This window comes from Rhodosalinus sp. (genome assembly GCF_041685465.1).
Classification (GTDB): domain Bacteria; phylum Pseudomonadota; class Alphaproteobacteria; order Rhodobacterales; family Rhodobacteraceae; genus Rhodosalinus.
Map to the genome: position 1 here is coordinate 1 of NZ_JAWLFS010000014.1, position 22655 is coordinate 22655.

Below are 22655 nucleotides of genomic sequence, written 5' to 3' on the forward strand. Positions count from 1 at the left end.
CGGCGCCGTCGGGCGGGCCTCGGCCGCCGTCGCGACATCCCCCTGCGTCGGTACCTGCGCTACGGGCGCGGGCCGGGGAGGGGCGGTCGTCGCGGCGGCGGCCGTACGAGGGAGGGTGGGCGCCGCCGCTCCGCGTGGCGTGGCGGCGCGGGCCGGGGTGCCCGCCTCCGATAGCTCGGGCGCGCGCGATGCGGCCGGCAGCCTGGCCCTAGCCGTGATGGCGTCCTCGATGGCCGGTCGCGCGGGCGCCGCGGCGCCGGCGTCGTCCATGGCAGCGATCCGGTCCGCGGGGGCAGGGCTCAGGCGCGCGGTTTCTGCGACGCGCCCCATGGGCGTCCGAGCCGCCGCACCGGTGGCGGGGTCCCGCTCCGGGGCGGCCGCACCTGTCCCCTCTGACACGGCGCGGCCGGGGCGGGCGCGGGGTGCCGCTTCGCGCGCCGGCCGCGCCGTGTCGCGCAGGGCCGGTGCCGATTGCGCATCCGGTGGACGCGCGGCGACGGGGCCGGCCCGCGGTGGTGAACGCGCGGCTGTTTGCGCGCGCGGCGTGATCGGGGCCGACGCCCCCCGCGGCACGACGGTGTCCGCCAGGCGATCCGAGGCGCCGCGCAGGCGGCGGCCGGCCTCGGTCTCGGGCTGCTTGGCCTCGGCGTCCTGCGCGGGGACTTGGTAGGCCAGGATGTCGATCCCGGTCTCGGGTGGCGGTGGATCGGCCGGCGGGGCAGGGGCTATGGCGAGCCCCGCGACGAGCAGCAGCCCCGCGTTGCCCAGCACGGAGACCACGATACCACCGGCCCAGAAGGCATGCGTTTCCCTCTGGCTCACGGGGCGGCCTCCGGGGTCACCACCAGAGCGACATGTGCGGCGCCGAGCGCCTCGATCCGGCTGAGCAGGGGCAGGACGTGGCGCAGCTCGGCCGCCCGGTGGGCATTGAGCCGCACGAGCGTGTCCGGCGCCGCGTCGAGCTGGGACTCGATGCTCGCGAGAAGCGCCGAGCGCTCGATCGGCACGGACTCGAGGGCCAGACGCCCGTCGCGCGCGACCGACACCGTGATCCCGCCACCGGGCATGTCCGCGCCCGCCCCGGTCTCGGCCGGCAGAACCTCGAAGGGGGCGGTGGCGTCGAAACGGCCCACCAAGAGAAAGAACACCAGCAGGAAGAAGACGACATCGATCAGCGCGATGATCGGCTCGGGCGCGTCGCGGGCGCTGCGGCGGTGCAACTTCATGGCGCGCGCTCCGGCCGGATGACGGCGACTCGGCCCGCGCCGGCTGCGCGCAGGCGATCGGACAACGTGACGAGCGACTGAAGCGGCGCGCGCGCCGAGGGCAGCACGACAACGTCGCGTTCGGGAAACCGGGCGAGCGTCTCGCGCAGGTCCTGCGGCGCGAGCGCCCTGCCGCGGAAACGGGCCGTTCCGTCGGCGCTGAGGCGCAGAAGGAGCGGTGGCTCCGGCGCCGTGGGGTCGCCTGCTCCGGCGTCCTGCACGCCGGCGCCCGGCGGTGCGGCGCCCTGGGTCAGCGGCATCATCCGCAGGTTCAGATAGGTCGAGGTGACCATGAAGAAGATCAGCATGATCATGAGTACGTCGATCATGGAGACGAGAGACGGCCCCACGAGCGGCCTTGCCCGACGTTCGAGTCGCATCGCACCCCTCCCGGGCGTGGGTCAGCGGGGCGGCGGCTCACCCGCGAAGAGCCGGCCGACCGCGCCCTCGATCTCTTCTCCCGCCCGCTCGACCCGTGCATTGAGCAGCGCCGCCGCGATGGCCGCCGGGATGGCGACCAGAAGCCCGGCCGCGGTTGTCAGCAACGCCTGCCAGATCCCGTCCGCCAGCATGGCGGCATTCGCCGCGCCCTCGGCCATGGAGAGGTCGCGGAACGCGCGGATCATGCCGAGGACCGTGCCGAGAAGGCCCAGCAGCGGGCTTATCATCGCCGTCAGTTCCAGAAGGCGGATGTGACGGTACATCCGCGCCATCTCCGCGTTGCCGCGCCATTCCAGCTCGGTGTCGAGTGCCGCGCGCGCCGCGCCCGATTTCAGCGACTGCATCGCGTGGCGCAGAAGGCGGTCAGCCGGGCTTTCGGCGTCGGCGATCGCCTGAAGGGCGGCGTGCCGGTCGCCAGCGTCCCAGAATTCAAGCGCGGAGGTCCGCCGCGCCCGGCCCGACAGCACGCCGCGGAGTTGAAAGGCCTTGGCACCGATGAGCCCGAACGACGCCAGCGACAGCACGACAAGGATCGCCACGATCGGGCCGCCCTGGCTGAGCGTGGCGATCAGGCCGTCCATGCGTTATTCGACGAACCGGGCGGAGGTCCGGCTGACCAGGTCCATCAGGCCGAAGCAGTCGGCCGGCCCATCGTTCTGAACGTTGCAGGCGGTCATGTCGTGCAGCAGCACCTCGGAGATCTCCCCGCAGGCGATCTCGGGGATCTCGAAGAGCTTGAGCGTGGTGCGCCCGGCGGGAACGGGGGCCGCGTCGATCGTCAGCAAGCGGTCGATCACCCCCTGTGCGTCGAGGATCGCCAGGGACATCTCGAAGCCGTCGTAGGTGACCTCGCCACCGTTGCGGAACAGGAAGAAGGCGCGGCAGCCGCCATCTTCGCCCGCCTCGAACTTGTTGAGTTCCACGGTGAGGGGCGGGTCGTTCTCCCGTGCTTGTGCCTGCTGCTGGGCGGTGGCGGTGCTGGCGAGCGCCGTGACCGTGATGACGGCGGCGCTCATCGTGGCGGCCAGCGCTTTCCTCGGCTCGAGGGCATGTCCCACGGCTGTCTCTCCCGGCGGTCTGCCACGATGTAGCCACGGTCGCGCGATGCGGGTCAAGGGCGCGAGCATGGCGCGCGCGTGAAGACGGAAATTCATGTGGCATTTTCTCATTTTCTTGGTAGCGTCAGAGTCGTCGCTTACGCCACGTTAAGGCCATATTCTCCGCAGGTGAAACTTGGACGATCTCTTCACAACGCATGCGGAAAATGCGCCGAGCGGGCCGAACCTCGAGTACGAGCCCGTCTTTTCGCAACTCGAACTGGTCGCGCAGCCGGGGCAGGAGCGGCAGGTCGGCGATGCGGTCATCGAGGCGGAGGACCCCGATTTCAGCGACGTGTCGCGCGCAGCACGCGAGGTGCTCGCGCTCAGCCACGACCTGCGCGCGGCGGTGCATCTTGCGCACGCGGAGCTGAATCTCAACGGGCTGGCCGGTCTTGCGGAGGCAGCGGGCTACATTCGGTTCTGTCTCGAGGATCACTGGGACACCTGCCACCCTCAGCTCGACGCCGAAGATGACGACGACCCGACGATGCGGGTCAACGCCGTCTTGGGGCTTGCGGATAACGACACGATCATCCGCGCCCTGCGCCGCGCGCCGTTGACGCAGAGCCCGGCGTTCGGACGCATCTGCCTGCGCGACATCGAGATCGCGGAAGGCGAGATCGATCCGTCGGACGGCGAAGCGGTCCTCGACCCGGCTGGTGTACGCGCCGCCTTTCAGGACACGCCTGCCGAGGCCATGCAGGCGCTGGACGCCGCGGCGCGCGACGCGCTCGACAACGTGCGCGCGATCGACGGCGTCTTCGCGCAGCGACTGCCCGGGACGGGGCCGGAGCTCGGACCGCTTGTCCGCACCCTGTCGCGGATCGTGGTGCAGACGGGGGCGTTCGTCGGTGCGGACGCCGGGGATGCCGAGCAGATGCCCGACGGGCCGGACGCCGCGCCCACCTCCGCCCCACAGGCGACAGAAGGTCCGGGCGTGCCCGGGCGGCTGGACAGCCAGCGCGACGTGCTCGCCGCGCTCGACGCGATTACGGACTACTATGCGCGCCATGAACCCTCCAGCCCGGTCCCCCTGCTTCTCAGGCGGGCCCGACGGCTGGTGGGGGCGGATTTCCTGACGATCATCGAGGATATCGCGCCTGCCGGCCGCGATAACGTCACCGTGGTCGGCGGGATCACGGAGGACGAGGGCGACTAGGCCCGGACAGGAATGGCCCCGTGTCGATGACGCGAAAGGGGTGCTGACAGGGAGACAAGCATGTCGAGTTCTCAGAAATTCATCGCGCGCAACCGCGCGCCACGGGTGCAGATCGAATACGACGTCGAACTCTACGGCGCCGAGAAGAAGGTCCAGCTTCCCTTCGTGATGGGCGTCATGGCCGATCTCGCCGGCAAGTCGGAAGTCGAGCAGCCCGGCGTCGCGGACCGAAAGTTCCTCGAGATCGACGTGGACAACTTCGACAGCCGGATGAAGGCGATGAAGCCGCGGGTCGCTTTCTCGGTGCCCAACACCCTGACGGGCGAGGGCAATCTCTCCGTCGATGTCACCTTCGAAAGCATGGACGACTTTTCCCCCGGAGCGGTCGCCGAGCAGGTCGAGCCGTTGAAGAAGCTGATGGACGCCCGCAACGAGCTCAACAACCTGATGACGTACATGGACGGCAAGCCCGGCGCCGAGGAACTCGTGGCCAAGGCGATGAACGACCCCGATCTGCTCAAGACGCTGGCGGCCCGACCCGCCCCCGATGGCGCCGACCAGGAGGAGAAAGAGTAAACCATGGCCGAAGAAGCGACCCAGCCAGCCGAGGGCGGCGCCCAGACCGAAGCCGCCGACTCCGACTTCGAGAGCCTCCTGCAGAAGGAGTTCCGTCCCCGGACGGACAGCGCGCGGACAGCCGTCGAATCCGCGGTCAAGACACTGGCGCAGCAGGCGCTCGAGAACACATCGCTGATTTCGGAGGATGTGCTGCACTCGATCGAGGCGATCAAGGCCGAGATCGACCGCAAGCTGTCGGAGCAGATCAACCTGATCATCCACCACGAGGAATACCAGCAGCTCGAGAGCGCCTGGCGCGGCCTGCACTATCTCGTCAACAACACCGAGACCGACGAGATGCTCAAGATCCGCGTCATGAACATCTCGAAAAAGGAACTTCACAAGACGCTGCGCAAGTTCAAGGGGGCGGCCTGGGACCAGTCGCCCATCTTCAAGAAGCTCTACGAGGAGGAGTACGGCCAGTTCGGGGGCGAGCCCTACGGGTGTCTCGTGGGCGACTACCACTTCGACCACAGCCCGCCCGACGTCGAGCTGTTGAGCGAGATGTCGAAGGTCGCCGCCTCGGCGCATGCCCCTTTCCTCGCAGGGGCCGATCCCGCGCTGATGCAGTTCGAGAGCTGGCAGGAGCTCACCAATCCGCGGGATCTCACGAAGATATTCCAGACGCCGGAATACGCCCAGTGGCGCAGCCTGCGCGAAAGCGAGGACAGCAAGTACATCGGGCTCGCGATGCCGCGGTTCCTCGGACGCCAGCCCTACGGCCCCGAGAGCAACCCGGTGGAGGAGTTCGCCTTCGTCGAGGATACGGGAAACGCGGAGTCGGAGAAGTTCGCGTGGGTCAACGCGGCCTACGGCATGGCCACGAACATCACCCGGTCTTTCAAGGAATACGGCTGGTGCTCGCGCATTCGCGGCGTCGAGTCGGGGGGTACACTGTCCAATCTGCCGACCCACACCTTTCCGACGGACGACGGTGGCGTGGACATGAAATGCCCCACCGAGATCGCGATCGCCGACCGGCGTGAAGCGGAACTCGCAAAGGCCGGACTGATGCCGCTCATTCACCGCAAGAACTCGGACATGGCGACCTTCATCGGCGCGCAGTCGCTGCACCAGCCGGCGGAATACGAGGACCCCGACGCCACAGCCAACGCCAATCTTGCAGCGCGGCTGCCGTATCTCTTCGCGACCTGCCGGTTCGCACATTATCTCAAGAAGATGGTCCGCGACAAGATCGGCTCGTTCAAGAGCCGCGAGGACATGGAATACTGGCTGAACAACTGGATCATCCAGTATGTCGACGGCAGCCCGGAAAGCTCCTCTGAAGAGTACAAGGCGACGCATCCGCTCGCCGCGGCCGAAGTGACGGTCGAGGAAGTCGAGGGGAACCCGGGCTATTACACGTCGAAGTTCTTCTTGCGACCGCACTACCAGCTGGAGGGGCTGTCCGTATCGCTCCGCCTGGTCTCGAAGCTTCCGTCAGAGAAGCAGGGATAACGCAGCCTCCGCGTCGGGGGCGGAGCCCCGGTGCGGTTCATACCAAGCGCGATCACCCAAGCGCACAATAATGGAGAGGAAAAATGGCCGTAGACATGTTTCTGAAGCTGGGCGACATCAAGGGAGAGTCCCAGGACAAGATGCACAAGGAGGAGATCGACGTCCTCGCCTGGAGCTGGGGCATCAGCCAGAGCGGCACCACGCACTTGGGCGGTGGCAGCGGGGCCGGGAAGGCCAGCTTCCAGGATATCAGTGTGACCAGCTATTACGAGAAATCGACACCCCATGTGATGACGAAATGCGCCACGGGTGACCACATCCCTGAAGCCACGCTGACCGTTCGGAAGGCCGGCGGCAAGCAGGTGGAATACATCATATACACCCTTAAGGACATCATCGTGACCTCTGTCAGCACCGGAGGCTCGGGGGGCGAGGACCGGCTGACGGCCAATTTCTCGCTCAACTTCGGGGCGTTCGAGACGATCTACAAGCCGCAGGACGAGAAGGGCAATCTGGGCGCGGATATCGCGTTCAATTACGATATCGCGGCGAACGAGAAGAAGTCCTGATCCCTGCGGGGGCGCGACCGCGGAAGTTGCGGCCGCGCCCCCGTGCCATGACAGACCGAATAGGGAGGCGCGGCGTGATGGCGAATGCGACGGATTACTTGCGGGCCGGGGACCTGGCTGGCGCGCTGTCGGCGCTGCAGGAGCAGGTCCGCGCCCGCCCCGAGGACGCGAAGCTGCGGATCTTCCTGTTCCAGCTCCTGAGCGTCATGGGCGACTGGAAGCGCGCCGTTGCGCAGTTGAAGGTCTGCGCGCAGCTCGATTCCGAGGCGGTCACGATGGCGCAGACCTACCGGGAGGCGATCGTCTGCGAGGTGTTCCGCGAAAAGGTCTTCGCCGGCGAGACCGAGCCGTTGATCCTGGGCGAACCCCGGGAATGGACCGTTCTGCTGGTCCAGGCGCTCGCCGCGCTCGCCAGCGGACAGGCCGCCGAGGCCGCGTCGCTGCGTGCCCGCGCCTTCGAGATGGCACCGGTCACGCCGGGCGCGCTCGACGAGGCGGATTTCGAGTGGATCGCGGATGCCGACATGCGCTTCGGTCCGCTACTGGAGATCATCATCAACGGGCGCTATGCGTGGTTGCCGTTCGAGAATGTGGCGGCGATCCGGGCGGAGCCTCCGGCGGATCTGCGCGACGCGGTGTGGACGCCGGTCGAGCTGACGCTCGTCAATGGTGACGAGTTCGTCGGGCTGATCCCCACGCGCTACCCCGGCACCACGACCGCGGGCACGGATGCGGAAAAGCTGGGCCGGGCCACCTCGTGGCACGATGCCGGGGCGGACACCTTCGTCGGGCGCGGTCAGCGTCTGCTGGCCACGGACGCCGGGGATACCGCGCTGATGGATCTGCGGCACCTCGCGCTGCGCAGCGCCCGGACGCCGGCGGGACCCGAGGGGGTGGCAGCGGATGTCTGACCGGACGCTGAAGGAGCGGCTGCAACCCTCGCTGCTGGATCGGCTGACCGATGACGCGCCGACGCAGGCCTCGGAATCGCGTGATGCCCGCGTGATCGACATGCGCCGCCTGCGCGACATCATCCGCCGCGATCTCGCGTGGCTTTTCAATACCAACGACATGGGTGCGGAGCTCGACCCGGTCCTTTATCCGCACGCGTCGCGCTCGGTGCTGAATTTCGGGCTGCCCGACCTCGCGGGGGACTTTTCCACCTCCGACCGCGTGGCGGAGATCCGTGCGAGCATACGCACCGCGATCGAGCGCTTCGAGCCCCGCATCCGCAGGGAGTCCATCGAAGTGCGCGACCGTGCCACCGAGGCCCGGACCGGGACGACCATCACCTTCGACATCCTCGCGGACATGTGGGCCGAGCCCCTGCCGCTGGAACTCTACCTGCGCTCGCAGATCGACGTCACGACCGGCGAGGTCGATCTCGAGCACAGGGTCTGACGGACGATGGATACACGCCTTCTGAAGCATTACGAATCGGAGCTGGCCTATCTGCGCGAAATGGGTGCGGAATTCGCCGCGGCCTATCCGAAGATCGCAGCGCGGCTGGGCATCGACGGCGTCGAGGTGCTCGATCCTTATGTCGAGCGTCTGCTGGAGGGGGTCGCGTTCCTCACCGCGCGCGTTCAGCTCGAGCTCGAACTTCAGCATCCCGCCTTCACGAGCCAGCTCCTCGAGATCGTCTATCCGCATTACCTCGCGCCCACGCCATCGATGATGGTCGCCCAGCTTCACCCCGACATGTCGAATGCTGCGCTCGCGGACGGCTTTACGCTGCCCCGCGACACGGAGCTGCGATCCTCGATCGTGAACGGCGCGCAGAAGGCGTGCCGCTTCCGCACGGCGCATGAGATGACGCTCTGGCCGGTCGAGATTTCGGAAGCCGAGTACATCGACGGCCGCGGCGCGCTCGTGGCTGCCGGAGTTGCGGGCGACGCGCCGGGTCGCGCCGCGATCCGTCTCCGTCTGCGCCATGCGCTCGGCCAGCCGCTGGAGCCGCTGCCGCTCGACGCTCTGACGCTCTTTCTGGGCGGGGACTCGGCGCCGGGGGCGGTGCTGCTCGAGCTTCTGGGCGCGGACACGACAGCGGTCGTGGCCCGTTCCACCGACCGCCGCGACGACTGGACGGTACCGGTGCCCGGCGGTGTGTTTCCGTGCGGGCTGGAGCGGGACGAGGCGCTGCTGCCGCTGCCGCGGGCAAGTTTCGACGGCTACCGCCTGTTGCAGGAATACTTCGCCATGCCGGAGCGGTTCCACTTCGTGGAGCTTCGCGGCCTGCAGGGCGCGATCGCGCGCGCCAAGGGCGCGGAGATCGACATCTATATCATCCTGCGCGACGGCCGGTCCGAAATCGGCGCCGGGATCACGGCCGATGCGTTCCGGCTCAACTGCGTGCCGGCCGTGAACCTTTTCGAAATGCGCTGCGATCGCGTTCCGGTGAGCGGAGCAGCGACGCGCCACCATGTTGTCGTCGATCGCACCGCACCGATGGATTTCGAGGTGCACAGCGTGCTTTCGGTCGACGGCGTGAGCGCGGAAACGAGCGACGAGCGCGGGTTTCGGCCCTTCTACTCGAGCGACACCTTCACGGCTGCGTCGGGTGGTGAGCAGGATGCCTTTTTTCTCGTGCATCGGCGGCTGCGCGAGCGCAGCGAGCGCGAGCGCCTGCGCGGCCCGCGCACCGGGTATCTCGGCTCGGAGAGCTATCTCTCGCTGGTGGATTCGGCGCAGGCGCCCCATGCCTCCGATCTCGCGCAGCTCGCCGTTCGCGCGCGCGTCACCAACCGCGATCTTCCGATCCTGATGTCGCTTGGCGCCGACGACCTCTTTCACCTGCCCGAAGGCGGACCGGTGGCGCGGATCTCCACGCCTGTGTCGCCGACCCGGCCCAGACCGACGCTTGCGCAGGGCGAGGCCGCGTGGCGGATCATCGGGCATTTGAGCCTCAACTACATCTCGATCGCCGACGAGGAGGGCGGCGCGGCGGCGGCGGCGGCGCTGCGCGAACTGCTGGGCCTTTACGCACCGCCCGGGGACCGCGCGATGGCCAAGCAACTCGAGGGGATCCAGGGGGTGGAGACGCGCCCGATCGTGCGTCGCCTCAGCGACGGCGTGATGTCCACCGCCGTGCGGGGCCTGCAGATCACGGTCACCTTCGACGACGCGCTCTACGAAGGCAGCAGCGTCTACCGCCTCGGCGCAGTCCTTGAACGCTTCTTCCGGAAATACGCCACGCTCAACAGCTTCACCGAGACCGTCATCGCGACGCAACAGCGCGGGGAAATCGCACGATGGACACCGGCAGCCGGCAGGGGGCGGGTCATCTGACGCATCTCGCGCAGCTGGCCAGCTCGCCGCAGCGGCATCACGTCTTTCACGCGCTGCGCATCATCGAGGCGCATTACGCGGATACGCCCCGGATGGGATCCTCCCGGCGCCCGCGGCAGGACCCCGTGCGACTGGGGCAGGCGCCGGAGCTGGCCTATCCCGACGCGACGCTTGTCGCGTTCCGGCCGGCCGAGGGCACGGCACCGGGCAAGCTGGTCAACCTCTTCTTCGGGTTGTTCGGCCCGCATGGTCCGCTGCCCCTTCACCTGACCGAGTATGCCCGCGACCGGCTCGTGAACGCGCGCGACCCCACGTTCGTCGCCTTTGCGGACATGCTCACCCACAGGCCGATGAGTTTGCTGTACAGGGCCTGGGTCACCGGCGAGGCGGCGGCTGCGCTCGACCGAGGGCCGGGGCACGGCATCGACGCGCATGTGGCGGCGCTGAGCGGTCATGCCGGGCGGGCCTTCGCCGACCGCGACGCGATGCCCGACAACGCCAAGCGGCATTTCGCGGCCCGGCTCGGCGGTGGGCCTGCCAATGCCGAGGGTCTCGAAGCCATCCTGTCGTCCTTCTTCGGCGCCGGCGTCGAGGTGGAGGAATTCGTCGGCAGCTGGCTGGAACTCGATCCCGGCGACCGCTGGCAACTCGGGGCGCCCGCGACGCTCGGCGGCACGGCGAGCCTCGGCAGCCACGTCTGGTCGCGCATGGCCAAGATCCGAATCCGCATCGGCCCGCTCGACCTTGAGGCCTACCGACGGCTTCTGCCGGGGAACGAGGATCTGACGCGCCTTGCGGCGATCGTGCGCAACTACGCGGGCGATGCGCTCGATTGGGAGGCGAACCCGGTGCTGCGGGCCGATGACGTTCCGGCCGCGCGGCTGGGGGCGGATACGCGGCTCGGGCAGACCAGCTGGCTTGGAGAGGGCAGGGGCGTCGCCGACGCCGCGGACCTGTTCCTCGTCCCGCCGGACACGCACGAACGGGGCGCCGCCGCATGAGGGGCGCGCGAAGCCAGGAAGGGAAGACTGAAAGATGAGCGAGATCAGCCGCGTCGCACTGTTCGGCAAGCTCAACAAGGTCGGATACCAGTCGATCGAATCCGCCACCGTGTTCTGCAAGATGCGGGGCAACCCCTATGTCGAGATCGTGCACTGGATCGCGCAGCTTCTTCAGGTCGACAACTGCGATGTCCAGAAGATCCTGCAACACTACGAGATCGATCCCTCGCGCCTCTCGGCGGACGTGACGCGGGCGCTGGATGCGCTGCCGCGGGGGGCGAGCGCGATCAGCGACCTGTCCTCGCACCTGCAGGACGCGATGGAGCGGGCGTGGGTCTATGGCTCGCTGCTCTACAGCTCGAACCAGGTGCGGACCGGGCACCTGATCCTCGGGATGCTCAAGACCCCGAGCCTGCGGCAGATCCTGCTGAACATCTCGCGGGAATTCGGCAAGATCGGGGCCGACGATCTGTCGGACAACTACGCGCGCATCACCGCAGGATCGACCGAGGAGTCGCTGACGCCGCGGGACGGCTCGCGCACGGGAGGCGGCGCCGCCCCGGGCGAGGAGAGCCAGGCGATGCGCGCGCCCGCGCTGGGCGGGCAGGAGGCGCTCGACCAGTTCTGCACGGACCTGACCGAACAGGCCCGCAACGGCGAGATCGACCCGATCGTGGGCCGTGACGAGGAAATCCGCCAAATCGTCGACGTGCTCATGCGGCGCCGGCAGAACAACCCGATCCTCACGGGCGAGGCCGGCGTGGGCAAGACGGCGGTGGTCGAGGGCTTCGCGCTGCGCATCGCCCGGGGCGACGTGCCGCCCGCGCTGCGCGACGTGCGGCTTCTGGCGCTCGACGTGGGCCTCTTGCAGGCCGGCGCCTCGATGAAGGGCGAGTTCGAGAACCGCCTCAAGCAGGTGATCGAGGAGGTGCAGGCCAGCGACGTGCCGATCGTGATGTTCGTGGACGAGACGCACACGCTTGTGGGCGCGGGTGGCGCGGCCGGCACCGGCGATGCCGCGAACCTGCTCAAGCCGGCGCTTGCGCGCGGCACGCTGCGCACCATCGGGGCCACGACCTGGGCCGAATACAAGAAGCACATCGAGAAGGACCCCGCGCTCACCCGCCGCTTTCAGGTGGTGCAGGTGGACGAGCCCGGCACCGACAAGGCCATCGTGATGATGCGCGGCATCGCCTCGATGCTCGAAACCCACCACAAGGTGCAGGTTCTGGACGAAGGGATCGAGGCCGCGGTGACGCTGTCGGCGCGCTACATCCCGGCACGGCAACTGCCCGACAAGTCGGTGAGCGTGCTCGACACCGCCTGCGCGCGCGTCGCGGTCAGCCAGCATGCCGTGCCGGCCGAGGTGGACGACAGCCGCAAGCGCATCGACGCGCTGACAACGGAGCTGGAGATCATCGCGCGGGACGAAACCGCGGGCTACGACGTGACCGAGCGGCGCGCCGCGATCACCGAACTGGCGGCGGAGGAGGTAGAGCGCCTTGCCTTGCTGGAAGAGCGGTGGGAGGCGGAAAAGGCGGTCGTCACCGCGATCCTCGAGCTGCGGTCGCGGCTCCGCGAGGGCGGCGCGCCCGTGGACGCCCCCGACGCCGCCAGCGAAGAGGCGGCCGAGACCAGCCACCTCAGCGGCGAGGCGCGCGAGGCGCTGCTGGCCGAACTCAGGGCCAGGAACGCCGAACTCGCCGCGCTTCAGGGCGAGACGCCGCTGATCCTGCCCATCGTGGACAGCCAGGCGGTGGCGAGCGTGGTGGGCGACTGGACCGGCATCCCGGTGGGCCGGATGATGCGGGACGAGTTGCAGACCGTGCTCGAGCTTGAACAGCACCTGGCCAGGCGCGTGATCGGGCAGGACCACGCGATGGGAATGATCGGCAAGCGCATCCAGACGAGCCGCGCCGCGCTCGACAATCCCGACAAGCCGATCGGGGTCTTCCTTCTGGCCGGCACCTCGGGCGTGGGCAAGACGGAGACGGCGCTCGCGCTGGCCGAGGTGCTCTACGGGGGCGAGCAGAACGTCATCACCATCAACATGTCCGAGTATCAGGAGGCGCACACCGTCTCGAGCCTCAAGGGGGCGCCGCCGGGCTACGTGGGCTACGGCGAGGGCGGCGTCCTGACCGAGGCGGTGCGCCGCAAGCCCTATTCCGTCGTCCTGCTGGACGAGGTGGAAAAGGCGCACCCGGACGTGCACGAACTCTTCTTCCAGGTCTTCGACAAGGGCGTGATGGAGGACGGCGAGGGCCGGATCATCGACTTCAAGAACACCCTGATCCTGCTGACCTCGAACGTGGGCTCGGACCTCATCATGGATCTCTGCGCCGATCCCGACCTGATGCCGGAGCCGGAGGGGATCGCCAAGGCGCTGCGCGATCCGCTGCTCAAGGTCTTTCCCGCCGCGCTTCTGGGGCGGCTGGTGACGATCCCCTACTACCCGCTCTCGCCGGACATGATCGGGCAGATCACGCGGCTTCAGCTCGACCGCATCCGCCGCCGGGTGGAGCAGACCCACGGCGTGCCGTTTTCCTATTCCGACGACGTGGTCGACACGATCGTCTCGCGTTGCCAGGAGCTCGAGTCCGGCGGCCGGATGATCGACGCGATCGTCACGAACACGATGCTGCCCGACATCTCCGGAGAGTTCCTGCGGCGCATGATGGAGGGCGCCTCCGTGGCGCGCGTGGCGATCGATGTCGATGGCGGACAGTTCACCTATGCCTACGATTGATGCAGCGCGGCGGCGGGCGCCATCGGCAATCGGGTGTTGGAGAAGCCATGCCCACCGGAGTAGTCTGACGTGACGGCGGTGCAGCGATGACCACAGGCAGACTGGTTCCCGAGAACTTCCCGGTGCGGCTGGAGGGTGATTTCGCCGGACGCCAGGTCGTTCCGGTCGCCGCGGTCGTGCGGGAGCGTCTCTGCCGCCCGACCGAGGCCCGGCTCGAGTTCATCACGACGGACCGCTCGCTGGACATGGCCGATCTGCTCGGCGTCAAGCTCGACATCGTCATCGATGCGCCGCAGGGCGGCGTGCGGGCCTTCCGGGGCAGTTGCGTCGCACTCGACTTCATCGGGGATCTGGGCCCGGTGCTTCATTTCGGCGCGGAGATGCGGGCCTGGCCCTGGTTTCTCGGCCGGACGAACGATTGCCGCATCTTTCAGGAGACCACGCCCTTCGACATCGTCAAGACGATCACCGGCGACCACGGTTTCGGCCGGATCACGGAACGGCTGAGCGCCGGCAAGACGGCGCGGACCTTTCGCACGCAGTACCGCGAGAGTGACCTCGACTTCATCCACCGGCTGATGGAGGAGGAGGGGTTCTTCTACTACATGGACCACAGCGCCGCCGAGGAGGAGATGGTTCTCTGCGATGCCTCCTCCGCCTTTCCGCGGATCGCGGGGGAGGACCGGATCGCCTATGTCCCGCGCGGGCAGGCGACAGCCGATGTCGGCGAACATGTGCACCATTGGTCCGCCGTCCAGCGCTCGCGCAGCGGGCGGGTGACGCTCGACGATTACGATTTCGCCAAGCCGAAAGCCGATCTGACAGCCTCCAGCCGGATCGCGGCGGGCACGGGGCCGCACAACGCCTACGAACGCTACGACTACCCGGGCCGCTACCGCGACTCCGCGGACGGAGAACATCTCGCCCGCGTCCGGATGGAAGCCGAGGCCGCCGCGCACCGCCGGTGGTTCGGAATCGCCAACGCCTATCACATCGCCACCGGCCGGTGCTTCACGCTCGACACCCCACCGCTGGACACCGACGCGACGGAGGTGCTGGTGATCGAGGCCACACACCACGTCCGGCAGGATCTAGAGGGTCTGGGCCTCGCGCTCGACCCGGCCGGCGTCGCGTCGCGCCTCGGGCTTGAGGCGGAAGGCGCCGACCCCTACCGCGTGGCCTTCACCGCGCAGCCCAAGACGGTGCCCTACCGCCAGCCGGCCACCACGCCCCGGCCCTGCGTCGCCGGGCTGCAGACGGCCGTGGTCACCGGGCCGGAGGGGGAGGAAATCTACCCCGACAAGTATGGCCGCATCAAGGTCCGGTTCCGCTGGGACCGGCTTGGAAAGGCGGACGAGACGAGCTCCTGCTGGGTACGGGTGATGACCCCCTCCGCCGGCAGCGGCTGGGGCATGATCCATATCCCGCGGATCGGACAGGAGGTCGTCGTCCAGTTCGAGGAGGGCGACCCGGATCGGCCGATCATCACCGGCATGCTCTACAATGCCGACAACATGCCCCCCTATTCGCTGCCGACGGAGCTGAACCTCTCGGGCTTCAGGAGCCACTCGACCAAGAACGGCGCCGTGGACAATTACAACGAGTTCGTCTTCGACGACACCAGGGGGGCCGAGCTCGTCCGGATGCAGGCCGAGCGCGATTTCGAGCAGACCGTCAAGAACGACGCGCGGATCACCGTCGGCCAGGACGCGCAGGACAAGGGCGACATGAGCCTGACCGTCCACAACGACCTGACCGAGCTGGTGGAGAAGGGCAACCACCGCTTCACGGTGGATACCGGCAACCAGACGGAAACCGTGCAGGGCAACGTCACCAGCACGGTTCGCAGGGGCAATTTCATCCACAACGTGAACACCGGCAACGCGACGCACAACGTGAAGACCGGAAACGTGACCTATAACGTCGAGACCGGCAACGTGACGGAGAACGTCGACAAGGGCAACGTCACGCGGACCGTCGGCCTGGGCAACGTGACCGACACGATCAAGACCGGAAACTTCACGCAGGACGTCAAGCTGGGCAAGGTCACCGTGACCGCCATGCAGTCGATCGAGCTCAAGGTGGGCGGATCCTCGGTCAAGATCGACCCGACGGGCGTCACCATCAAGGCGCCGATGATCAGCCTCAAGGCGGATGCGATGCTGCAGGCCAAGAGCGTGATGACCAAGATCGACGGCACCGCCATGGTGATGCTCAAGGGCGGCATCACGCTCATAAACTAGAATGGATCAGGGAGCCGCATCAGTGCAGGCACGTTTCGAGAACCTCTCCAAGTTCCCGGCAGAGCCTGCGGCGCGGCGGCTCGCCATGGTGAACGCGCGACTTCAGACACAGTTGACGGCCCCGGCCAGCGCGGAGGTGCCGCAGGTGCTGTCCGAGCTTGCGGACATCGAGGGAGTGCCGGCCCGGATCGACATGCTGCGTCTCCTGTCGGTCTCGCTGCCCCCGCGCGAGCTCGTCTGGTGGGCTTGTCTTGCCGGCCACGACCTGGCCGGCGGAGGCGGGGCGCCGGCCCCGCTCGCAGCGGCGGAAGCGTGGGTGAAGGACCCTGTCGACGCGCGGCGCGAGGCCGCCCGCGTCGCGATGGACGCGGCCGACCCGGACGACGACACGACCTTCTGCGCGCTCTGCGCGGTGATGGCGGACGGGCGCCTGGGGACCGGCGAACTCGCGCAGTACGAGGCACCGCCCGGTGCTGCCGAAAACGCCGCGCTGTCGATGAACCTCGTCGCGCTGGCCGCTCTTGGCTGCGACATGGAGCGGGGGGCGGATTACCTGCTGGATCGCGGACTGGATATCGCCCGCGGCGGCGACGGGCGCGGTGTCGAGCGGCCCGCGCCGATGGCGCTTGCTCAGGCCCAGCAGGCCGCGATGGCGACCGCGGCACGCGCCGAGGGTGAGGGGGGGGCGGCATGAGCTTTCCGCAGGCACGCATGACCGATCTGCACATCTGCCCGGTGACCTATGGCGCTCCCACGCCGATCCTTCCGCCCTGCGCCGTCACCGTGCTGGTCAACAAGCTGCCGGCGGCGCGGATGACCGATCTCTGTCCGGGCGTGTTGCCGCCCGCGCCGCATCCGATCACGAAGGGATCGTCCACCGTCATGATCATGAAGCTGCCGGCCGCGCGACTGGGCGTGGATCCCTGCGCGTCGGGCGGGGTGATCACGCTGGCGTCGTTCAATGTCCTGACGGGCGGCTGAGAAGGTATGGAACTCGTTCTGCGCTTTCAGTCCACGGGCGCCGTACCGGGCCGCGGTGATCCGCTGCGTCTGCGCGGCGGGTCCATCACCATCGGCCGCGGGCAGGACAACGATTATCCGCTCCCCGATCCCGACCGGTTGCTGTCGAAGCGTCATTGCGCGATCGAGGACCACGGCGACGCCGCCGTGGTGGTCGATTTCTCGACCAACGGGACCTTTCTGAATTACGGCAAGATCCCCATCGGCCAGGTGCCCACACGGCTCAATCACGGTGATATCCTGAGCCTCGGGCCCTACGAGCTTCTTGTCGAGATCTGCGCCGCCGCGGACGCCCCGGACGCCGCCGGCGCAGACATCGGCGGGGGTGGCCACGTCGGGCCCGAGGATTTGCGGGATGATCCGCTGGGCGAGGACGACGGCGATTTCCTGGACGATCTTCTGGGCGGCCCGACGAAGCCCGAAGGCGCGACCGGCGTGAACCGGCCGGAGCTTGGCGAGGACGGCGTGCTACCGCCGCTCGGCCCGGACGAGGGGTCCGATGCGCCCGATGCGTCGGAGCATGGACCGACGCCGTCGCAGCACGGCCCGGCGATCGAGGACCACATGCCGCCACCGCGAGCCGCGGCACAGCCCATCCCGGAGGATTGGGACGAGGATTTCCTCGCCGGCATCGGCGAAGACGCTGCGCCGCCGGAGGAGGAAACACCGCCCGCCACCGATCTGCCGGTGGAGATATCCGAGCCGGACCGCGCGCGGCAGAGCAATGCGGCCGACACGGCGGATCCCGGAGCGCCCGTCGCGCCCCCGGCCGCAACAGCCGCGCCAGTGCCCCCGTCGGGCGCCGCGGCCGACATGGCCGGTTCGGAGGCGGAGACCTTCGCGGCCTTCCTGCGGGGGGCCGGGCTCGCGGATCTCGACGTCCCGCCCGAGCGCCACGCGGAGACGATGGAGCGCGCGGGGCGCCTCATGCGCGCGATGGTGGCCGGTCTGCGCGAGACCCTTATGACGCGCAGCTCCATCAAGTCGGAGTTCCGCATCGCGCAGACGGTGATCGCGGCGGGCGGCAACAATCCCCTGAAATTCTCGATCAGCGAGGATCAGGCCATCGAGTCGCTCGTCCATCCGCGCACCCGCGGTTACATGGACCCGGTCTCCGCCGCGGAGGAGGCGCTTCGCGATGTCCGCGCGCATGAGGTCGCCATGCTCTCCGGGATGGAGGCGGCGATGCGTGGCGTGCTGCAGAGCCTCGCGCCACAGGAACTGGAGAAGCAGATCGAAAGCTCGGGCGGTTTCGGCTCCCTGCTCAAGGGGCGCAAGGCCCGCTACTGGGAGATCTACGAGACGATCTATGCGCGCATCTCCGACGAGGCGGAAAGCGATTTTCAGGAGCTGTTCGGAAAGGAATTCGCGCGCGCCTACGAAGAGCAAATGAGAAAACTGAAATGACCGGCAGATCATCGGGGCAAACGGGGCGCGTGCATGGCGTGGGATAGCAAGGTTCTCTGGAACGAGGGGTTGTTCCTGCAACCCCACCACTTCCAGCAGGCGGACCGCCATACCGAGGCGCTCGTCGCCGGACTGGCGCGGCGGGTCGCGCCCTACATGTGGGGCGTCTCCGAGCTCGAGATCGACGAGGAGGCGCTCAAGGTGGGCCAGTTCGCCCTGCGCGGCTGCGCCGGTCTCACCCCGGACGGCGTGGTGTTCCGCGTGCCCGCCTCGGACGATCATCCGCCCGCACTCGAGGTGCCGTCCAATACAACCGACTGCGTGGTCTGCCTGACGGTGCCCCAGCGCCGGCAGGGGGCGCCCGAGGTGGACATGTCCGGCAGCGAGCTCTCCGCGGCGCGTCTGCGGCCGGGCGAGCTCGAGGTGACCGACACCACGATGCGCAACGGCAAGGCTGCGACACTGGCGATCGGCAAGCTGCGGCTTCAGTTCGCGCTGGAGGTGGACGACCTGTCCGACCGGCTGAGCATCCCGGTGGCGCGCATCATCGAGGTCCGTGCGGACCGGGAGGTGGTGCTCGACAGCTCCTTCATGCCGAGCTGCCTCGACATGCGCGCGGCGCCGCCGCTTGCGGGTTTTCTCGTCGAGCTGGAGGGGCTTCTCGATCACCGGATGCGGGCGCTCTCCGAGCGCCTGAGTCAGGGCGGCGGGGCCAAGGGCGCGGCGGAGATCCAGGATTTCCTGTTGCTGACCACGATCAACCGCGTGCTGCCCGCGATCCGGCACCTGTGCAGCATCGAGAACGTCCACCCCGAGCGGGTCTTCCACGACCTCGCGGCGCTCTGCGGGGAGCTTGCGACCTTCATGGCGCCCGAGAAGCATCCGCCGCAACTGCCGGCCTATCAGCATCACGATCTGGCCGCGACCTTCAGGCCGCTCATCCGGACGCTGCGCGAGTATCTCTCGCGCGTACTGGAACATTCTGCCGTCGCGATCCCCCTCGAGCCGCGCAAATACGGTGTCTCGGTGGGGGTGATCCACGACCGCAAGCTGCTGGGGACCTCGAACTTCGTGCTGGCCGTGAGCTCGGCGGTCGCGACCGAGAAGGTGCGCCGACATTTCGCCGGGCAGGCGAAGATCGGTCCCGTCGAGGAGATCCGCCAGCTGGTGAACTCCGCCCTTCCGGGGATCGCCATACGGCCGCTGCCCGTCGCGCCCCGGCAGATCCCCTATTCGAGCTCCGCCGTGTATTTCGAGCTGGACGGCGCCGACCCGGCCTGGGGCAAGATGACCACCTCCGGCGGTATCGCGGTGCACGTCTCGGGCGACTACCCGGAGCTTTCGATGGAGCTCTGGGCGATACGGCAGGGATGACGGGGAAGATGACGGGCCATGGGTGACGAGAATCCCTTCAGCGAGCCGGACGACACCGACAAGACGGTGATCCGACCCAATCCCGGCGGCCGCCGCCCCTCGATCGCGCCGCAGCCGGCCGCGCCCCACGCGCCGGGCCCCGCGCAGGACCTGGAGCCCGGGGCAGCGACGGCGCCGCCAGGCGGCACCGCGGGGACCGCCGCGCCCTACGGCGTCCCCGGCGCACAGCCGGCGCAGGACGTCGCCGGGGACCGGGCGGCCGAGGCGGCGCTCGGGGCCGGAATGACCGGGACGAACCCGCTCAACGCCTGCGCTGCGACGCTCTTCTCGCTCGTCAGCCGGATCCGTAACCGCGCGCAGCACGCCGAACCGGCCGCGCTGCGCGAGGCCGTGGTGGCCGAGATCCGCGCCTTCGAGGCGCGCGCGCTGAAGGCCGGGATCGACCCGCAGAAGGTCAAGATCGCCCGCTACGCGATCTGCGCCACGCTCGACGATGTGGTCCTCAACACGCCCTGGGGCGGCGAGTCGATCTGGGCACAGAAATCGCTGGTCGGCACCTTCCACCGCGAAACCGTGGGGGGCGATCGGTTCTACGACCTGCTCTCGCGGCTCGAACAGGACCCGGGACGCAACATCGAGCTTCTCGAATTTCTCTTCATGTGCCTTTCGCTGGGCTTCGAGGGTCGGCTCCGGGTCGATCCGAGCGGCCGCGCCCGACACGCGGAGGTGCGCGAGGGGCTCGCCGGGATCATCCGCAATCAGCGCGGTGCAGCGGAGACGGCGCTTTCCCCGCATTGGCAGGGGCTCGACCGGCCGCACCGGGCGGTCGCGGCCTGGAAGCCCGTCTGGATCGCCGTCGGGGCGGTCGCGGCGCTTCTGGGCAGCGGCTTTCTCGGGCTGAGCTATGCGCTTTCGGGCGGGACCGAGCGCGTGGCCGGGCGCCTTGCCGCGCTCGATCCGCCGGGACCTGCCGTGCTGGAGCGGCGGGCGCCCCCGGTGATCCCGCCCGAACCGGACACGACGCAGATCGAGAAGGTCTCGGGATTTCTGACCGAGGAGATCGACGAGGGAATCGTCGAGGTTTTTCAGGATGCGACCACCGTGACCGTCCGCCTGACGGGGACGGAAATGTTCGCGCCTGCCTCCGACCGCCTGCAGGACCGCTTCCTCGGGCCGCTTGAGCACGTGGGCGCGGCGCTCGTGGATACCGAGGGGCCTGTCATCGTGGTCGGTCACTCCGACAGCACCCCGATCCGCTCCGCGCGCTTCGCCTCCAACATGGAGCTGTCGCTCGCACGGGCCGAGTCGGTGCGCGAGATGCTCGCGGAGCGGATCGAGCGGCCGGATCGCCTGCGCGCGGAGGGGCGCTCCGACAAGGAGCCTGTCGCCGGCAACGATACAGCGGAGGGGCGCGCCGCCAACCGCCGCATCGAGATCGTGCTGATCCGGCAGGAGACGGACCAATGAAGGCCTTTCTGCGCGCGCTCGGCTCGGGGATCGGGATCGTCGTCATCGTCACGCTGATCCTGTCGTTCTGCCTGTGGCTTTTCGGCCCGCTGCTCGGCCTGGGCGATGCGCGGCCCTTCGACAGTGTCACGGGGCGGCTCGCGGGGCTCGCGGTGATGTGGATCCTCGCGCTTCTGGCGATCCTCGGCCTGCTGCTCGCGGGCCGGCGCCGTGATACGCGCCTTGCCGAGGACATCGTGACAGTCCCCGAGACGCCCGCCGCGGCGGCGGAGGGGGGCGACGACGGCGTCGTGGCTGCCGAACTTTCCGAGATGCGCGACAAGCTGCGCCGCGCGCTCGCTGGACTGCGCCGCTCACGGCTGGGGCGGCGTCACCTCTACGAGTTGCCATGGTATGTGCTCATCGGCCCGCCCGGTGCCGGCAAGACCACCGCGATCATCAATTCCGGCCTGCAGTTCCCGCTGGCCGAGGAGATGGGCAAGACCGCCGTGGGCGGTGTCGGCGGCACGCGCAACTGCGACTGGTGGTTCACCGATCAGGCCGTTCTCGTGGATACGGCCGGCCGATACAGCACGCAGGACAGCGATGCGCAGGCCGACAACGCGGCGTGGCTGGGCTTTCTGCGGCTGCTCAAGAAGCACCGCCCGCGGCAGCCGATCAACGGGGCCGTGATCGCGATCAGCCTGTCGGACCTGTCGATGCAGGACGACCTCACGCAGAAGGCGCATGCCGCGGCGCTGCGTCGCCGTCTTCAGGAATTGCGCGAGACGCTGGGCGTGCGCTTCCCGGTCTATGTGCTCTTCACCAAGGCCGACCTCATCGCGGGCTTTTCCGAGACCTTCGAGAAGCTCGGCCGCGAGGAGCGCGCACAGGTCTGGGGCTTCACGCTGCCGCTGGCTTCGGGGCGCGACGAGGCCGCGCCGGTCGCGGGCTTCGACGAGGAGTTCGGCCTGCTTCTGGAGCGGCTCAACGCACAGTCGGTCGATCGCATGGAGGCCGAGAGCGACCCGCAGCGGCGGAGCCTGATCGCGGGATTCCCCCAGCAGCTCGCCTCCCTGCGAGGGCTGGCCCGCGAGTTCCTGAGCCAGCTTTTTCAGGAAAACCGCTACGAGCACCGGCAGATGCTGCGCGGCGTCTATTTCACGTCCGGCACCCAGGAGGGCACGCCCATCGACCGTCTGATGATGGGCATGGCGCGCAGTTTCGGCATCGGGCGGCAAGCGATCGGCAGCGGGCAGGGTACCGGGCGGTCCTACTTCCTGACGCGCCTGATGGACGGCGTGATTTTCCGCGAGGCGGGGCTCGTGTCGGCCGACGACCGGGCGGAGCGGCGCTACCGCTGGGTGCGTCGCGGCGCGATCGCCGCGACGCTTCTGGTCGCGGTGGCGATGGGCGCGCTCTGGACGCGCAGTTACCTCGGCAACCGGGCGTTGGCGGCGTCGGCGACCGAGCGCGTCGCCGACTACCGGGATGCCGTCGCGCAGATTCCCTCGAACCCG

Annotated in this window: 20 protein-coding genes and 1 pseudogene; 16 read left to right on the forward strand and 5 right to left on the reverse strand. The window is 68.7% G+C overall.

Annotation, left to right across the window (positions count from 1 at the left end; all coding sequences use genetic code 11):
- The 5 genes and pseudogenes from ACESL7_RS01925 to ACESL7_RS01945 form a co-directional block, all read right to left on the reverse strand.
- Positions 1-822, reverse strand: a pseudogene (locus ACESL7_RS01925) (hypothetical protein); the annotation flags it as partial.
- Complete coding sequence (locus ACESL7_RS01930; RefSeq protein ID WP_372890902.1) at positions 819-1226, reverse strand: ExbD/TolR family protein; 408 nt, start codon at positions 1224-1226, stop codon at positions 819-821. The pseudogene ACESL7_RS01925 and the gene ACESL7_RS01930, both read right to left, overlap by 4 nt.
- Complete coding sequence (locus ACESL7_RS01935) at positions 1223-1645, reverse strand: ExbD/TolR family protein (protein WP_372890904.1); 423 nt, start codon at positions 1643-1645, stop codon at positions 1223-1225. The genes ACESL7_RS01930 and ACESL7_RS01935 overlap by 4 nt, the downstream gene beginning before the upstream one ends.
- A 21-nt stretch (positions 1646-1666) precedes the next feature.
- On the reverse strand, positions 1667-2287 hold the full coding sequence (locus ACESL7_RS01940; RefSeq protein WP_372890906.1) for a MotA/TolQ/ExbB proton channel family protein: 621 nt from the start codon (positions 2285-2287) through the stop codon (positions 1667-1669).
- A 3-nt stretch (positions 2288-2290) separates the two neighbouring features.
- A complete protein-coding gene (locus ACESL7_RS01945; protein ID WP_372890908.1) occupies positions 2291-2764 on the reverse strand; it encodes a hypothetical protein in 474 nt (157 codons plus the stop codon).
- 175 nt (positions 2765-2939) lie between these two features.
- Between ACESL7_RS01945 and tssA the strand changes: the two genes are divergently transcribed.
- The 16 genes from tssA to tssM form a co-directional block, all read left to right on the forward strand.
- Positions 2940-3965, forward strand: coding sequence for a type VI secretion system protein TssA (gene tssA / locus ACESL7_RS01950; protein ID WP_372890910.1), 1026 nt, complete (start codon positions 2940-2942; stop codon positions 3963-3965).
- Positions 3966-4025: 60 nt separating this feature from the next.
- Positions 4026-4541: a type VI secretion system contractile sheath small subunit gene (gene tssB, locus ACESL7_RS01955; protein ID WP_372890912.1), complete on the forward strand. Its 516-nt coding sequence runs from the start codon at positions 4026-4028 to the stop codon at positions 4539-4541.
- A gap of 3 nt (positions 4542-4544) precedes the next feature.
- Positions 4545-6041 (forward strand): type VI secretion system contractile sheath large subunit, encoded by a 1497-nt coding sequence (gene tssC, locus ACESL7_RS01960; protein ID WP_372890914.1) that lies wholly within the window; start codon positions 4545-4547, stop codon positions 6039-6041.
- Between the two features lie 83 nt (positions 6042-6124).
- Positions 6125-6610: an Hcp family type VI secretion system effector gene (locus ACESL7_RS01965; RefSeq protein ID WP_372890916.1), complete on the forward strand. Its 486-nt coding sequence runs from the start codon at positions 6125-6127 to the stop codon at positions 6608-6610.
- Positions 6611-6687: 77 nt separating this feature from the next.
- Positions 6688-7521, forward strand: coding sequence for a type VI secretion system accessory protein TagJ (locus ACESL7_RS01970; protein WP_372890918.1), 834 nt, complete (start codon positions 6688-6690; stop codon positions 7519-7521).
- Positions 7514-8011, forward strand: coding sequence for a type VI secretion system baseplate subunit TssE (gene tssE / locus ACESL7_RS01975; protein ID WP_372890920.1), 498 nt, complete (start codon positions 7514-7516; stop codon positions 8009-8011). The genes ACESL7_RS01970 and tssE overlap by 8 nt, the downstream gene beginning before the upstream one ends.
- A 6-nt stretch (positions 8012-8017) precedes the next feature.
- A complete protein-coding gene (tssF, locus tag ACESL7_RS01980) occupies positions 8018-9898 on the forward strand; it encodes a type VI secretion system baseplate subunit TssF (protein WP_372890922.1) in 1881 nt (626 codons plus the stop codon).
- Complete coding sequence (gene tssG, locus ACESL7_RS01985; RefSeq protein WP_372890924.1) at positions 9862-10899, forward strand: type VI secretion system baseplate subunit TssG; 1038 nt, start codon at positions 9862-9864, stop codon at positions 10897-10899. The genes tssF and tssG overlap by 37 nt, the downstream gene beginning before the upstream one ends.
- 34 nt (positions 10900-10933) lie before the next feature.
- Entirely contained in the window at positions 10934-13645 is a 2712-nt protein-coding gene (gene tssH / locus ACESL7_RS01990; RefSeq protein WP_372890926.1) for a type VI secretion system ATPase TssH, read from the forward strand.
- Positions 13646-13731: 86 nt separating this feature from the next.
- Positions 13732-15888 (forward strand): type VI secretion system Vgr family protein, encoded by a 2157-nt coding sequence (locus ACESL7_RS01995; protein WP_372890928.1) that lies wholly within the window; start codon positions 13732-13734, stop codon positions 15886-15888.
- 22 nt (positions 15889-15910) lie between these two features.
- Positions 15911-16582, forward strand: coding sequence for a DUF6931 family protein (locus tag ACESL7_RS02000; protein WP_372890930.1), 672 nt, complete (start codon positions 15911-15913; stop codon positions 16580-16582).
- Positions 16579-16869 (forward strand): PAAR domain-containing protein, encoded by a 291-nt coding sequence (locus ACESL7_RS02005; protein ID WP_372890932.1) that lies wholly within the window; start codon positions 16579-16581, stop codon positions 16867-16869. The genes ACESL7_RS02000 and ACESL7_RS02005 overlap by 4 nt, the downstream gene beginning before the upstream one ends.
- 6 nt (positions 16870-16875) lie before the next feature.
- Positions 16876-18315 carry a type VI secretion system-associated FHA domain protein TagH gene (tagH, locus tag ACESL7_RS02010; protein ID WP_372890934.1) on the forward strand — a complete coding sequence of 480 codons (1440 nt, stop codon included), beginning with the start codon at positions 16876-16878 and terminating at the stop codon, positions 18313-18315.
- Positions 18316-18348: 33 nt separating this feature from the next.
- Positions 18349-19689: a type VI secretion system baseplate subunit TssK gene (tssK, locus tag ACESL7_RS02015; protein ID WP_372890936.1), complete on the forward strand. Its 1341-nt coding sequence runs from the start codon at positions 18349-18351 to the stop codon at positions 19687-19689.
- 18 nt (positions 19690-19707) lie between these two features.
- On the forward strand, positions 19708-21156 hold the full coding sequence (icmH, locus tag ACESL7_RS02020) for a type IVB secretion system protein IcmH/DotU (protein ID WP_372890938.1): 1449 nt from the start codon (positions 19708-19710) through the stop codon (positions 21154-21156).
- Positions 21153-22655: type VI secretion system membrane subunit TssM (gene tssM / locus ACESL7_RS02025; RefSeq protein WP_372890940.1), on the forward strand; the 1503-nt coding region annotated here is incomplete at its 3' end. The genes icmH and tssM, both read left to right, overlap by 4 nt.

Excerpts from the sequence above, each read along its gene's own strand:
- ACESL7_RS01940 (WP_372890906.1), bottom strand. The coding sequence starts at position 2,287 with ATGGACGGCCTGATCGCCACGCTCAGCCAGGGCGGCCCGATCGTGGCG.
- ACESL7_RS02005 (WP_372890932.1), top strand. The coding sequence starts at position 16,579 with ATGAGCTTTCCGCAGGCACGCATGACCGATCTGCACATCTGCCCGGTG.
- ACESL7_RS01965 (WP_372890916.1), top strand. The coding sequence starts at position 6,125 with ATGGCCGTAGACATGTTTCTGAAGCTGGGCGACATCAAGGGAGAGTCC.
- ACESL7_RS01995 (WP_372890928.1), top strand. The coding sequence starts at position 13,732 with ATGACCACAGGCAGACTGGTTCCCGAGAACTTCCCGGTGCGGCTGGAG.
- ACESL7_RS01930 (WP_372890902.1), bottom strand. The coding sequence starts at position 1,226 with ATGAAGTTGCACCGCCGCAGCGCCCGCGACGCGCCCGAGCCGATCATC.
- icmH (WP_372890938.1), top strand. The coding sequence starts at position 19,708 with ATGGGTGACGAGAATCCCTTCAGCGAGCCGGACGACACCGACAAGACG.
- ACESL7_RS01970 (WP_372890918.1), top strand. The coding sequence starts at position 6,688 with ATGGCGAATGCGACGGATTACTTGCGGGCCGGGGACCTGGCTGGCGCG.
- tssH (WP_372890926.1), top strand. The coding sequence starts at position 10,934 with ATGAGCGAGATCAGCCGCGTCGCACTGTTCGGCAAGCTCAACAAGGTC.
- tagH (WP_372890934.1), top strand. The coding sequence starts at position 16,876 with ATGGAACTCGTTCTGCGCTTTCAGTCCACGGGCGCCGTACCGGGCCGC.
- ACESL7_RS01935 (WP_372890904.1), bottom strand. The coding sequence starts at position 1,645 with ATGCGACTCGAACGTCGGGCAAGGCCGCTCGTGGGGCCGTCTCTCGTC.
- tssE (WP_372890920.1), top strand. The coding sequence starts at position 7,514 with ATGTCTGACCGGACGCTGAAGGAGCGGCTGCAACCCTCGCTGCTGGAT.
- tssC (WP_372890914.1), top strand. The coding sequence starts at position 4,545 with ATGGCCGAAGAAGCGACCCAGCCAGCCGAGGGCGGCGCCCAGACCGAA.
- tssF (WP_372890922.1), top strand. The coding sequence starts at position 8,018 with ATGGATACACGCCTTCTGAAGCATTACGAATCGGAGCTGGCCTATCTG.
- tssB (WP_372890912.1), top strand. The coding sequence starts at position 4,026 with ATGTCGAGTTCTCAGAAATTCATCGCGCGCAACCGCGCGCCACGGGTG.
- tssK (WP_372890936.1), top strand. The coding sequence starts at position 18,349 with ATGGCGTGGGATAGCAAGGTTCTCTGGAACGAGGGGTTGTTCCTGCAA.
- tssG (WP_372890924.1), top strand. The coding sequence starts at position 9,862 with ATGGACACCGGCAGCCGGCAGGGGGCGGGTCATCTGACGCATCTCGCG.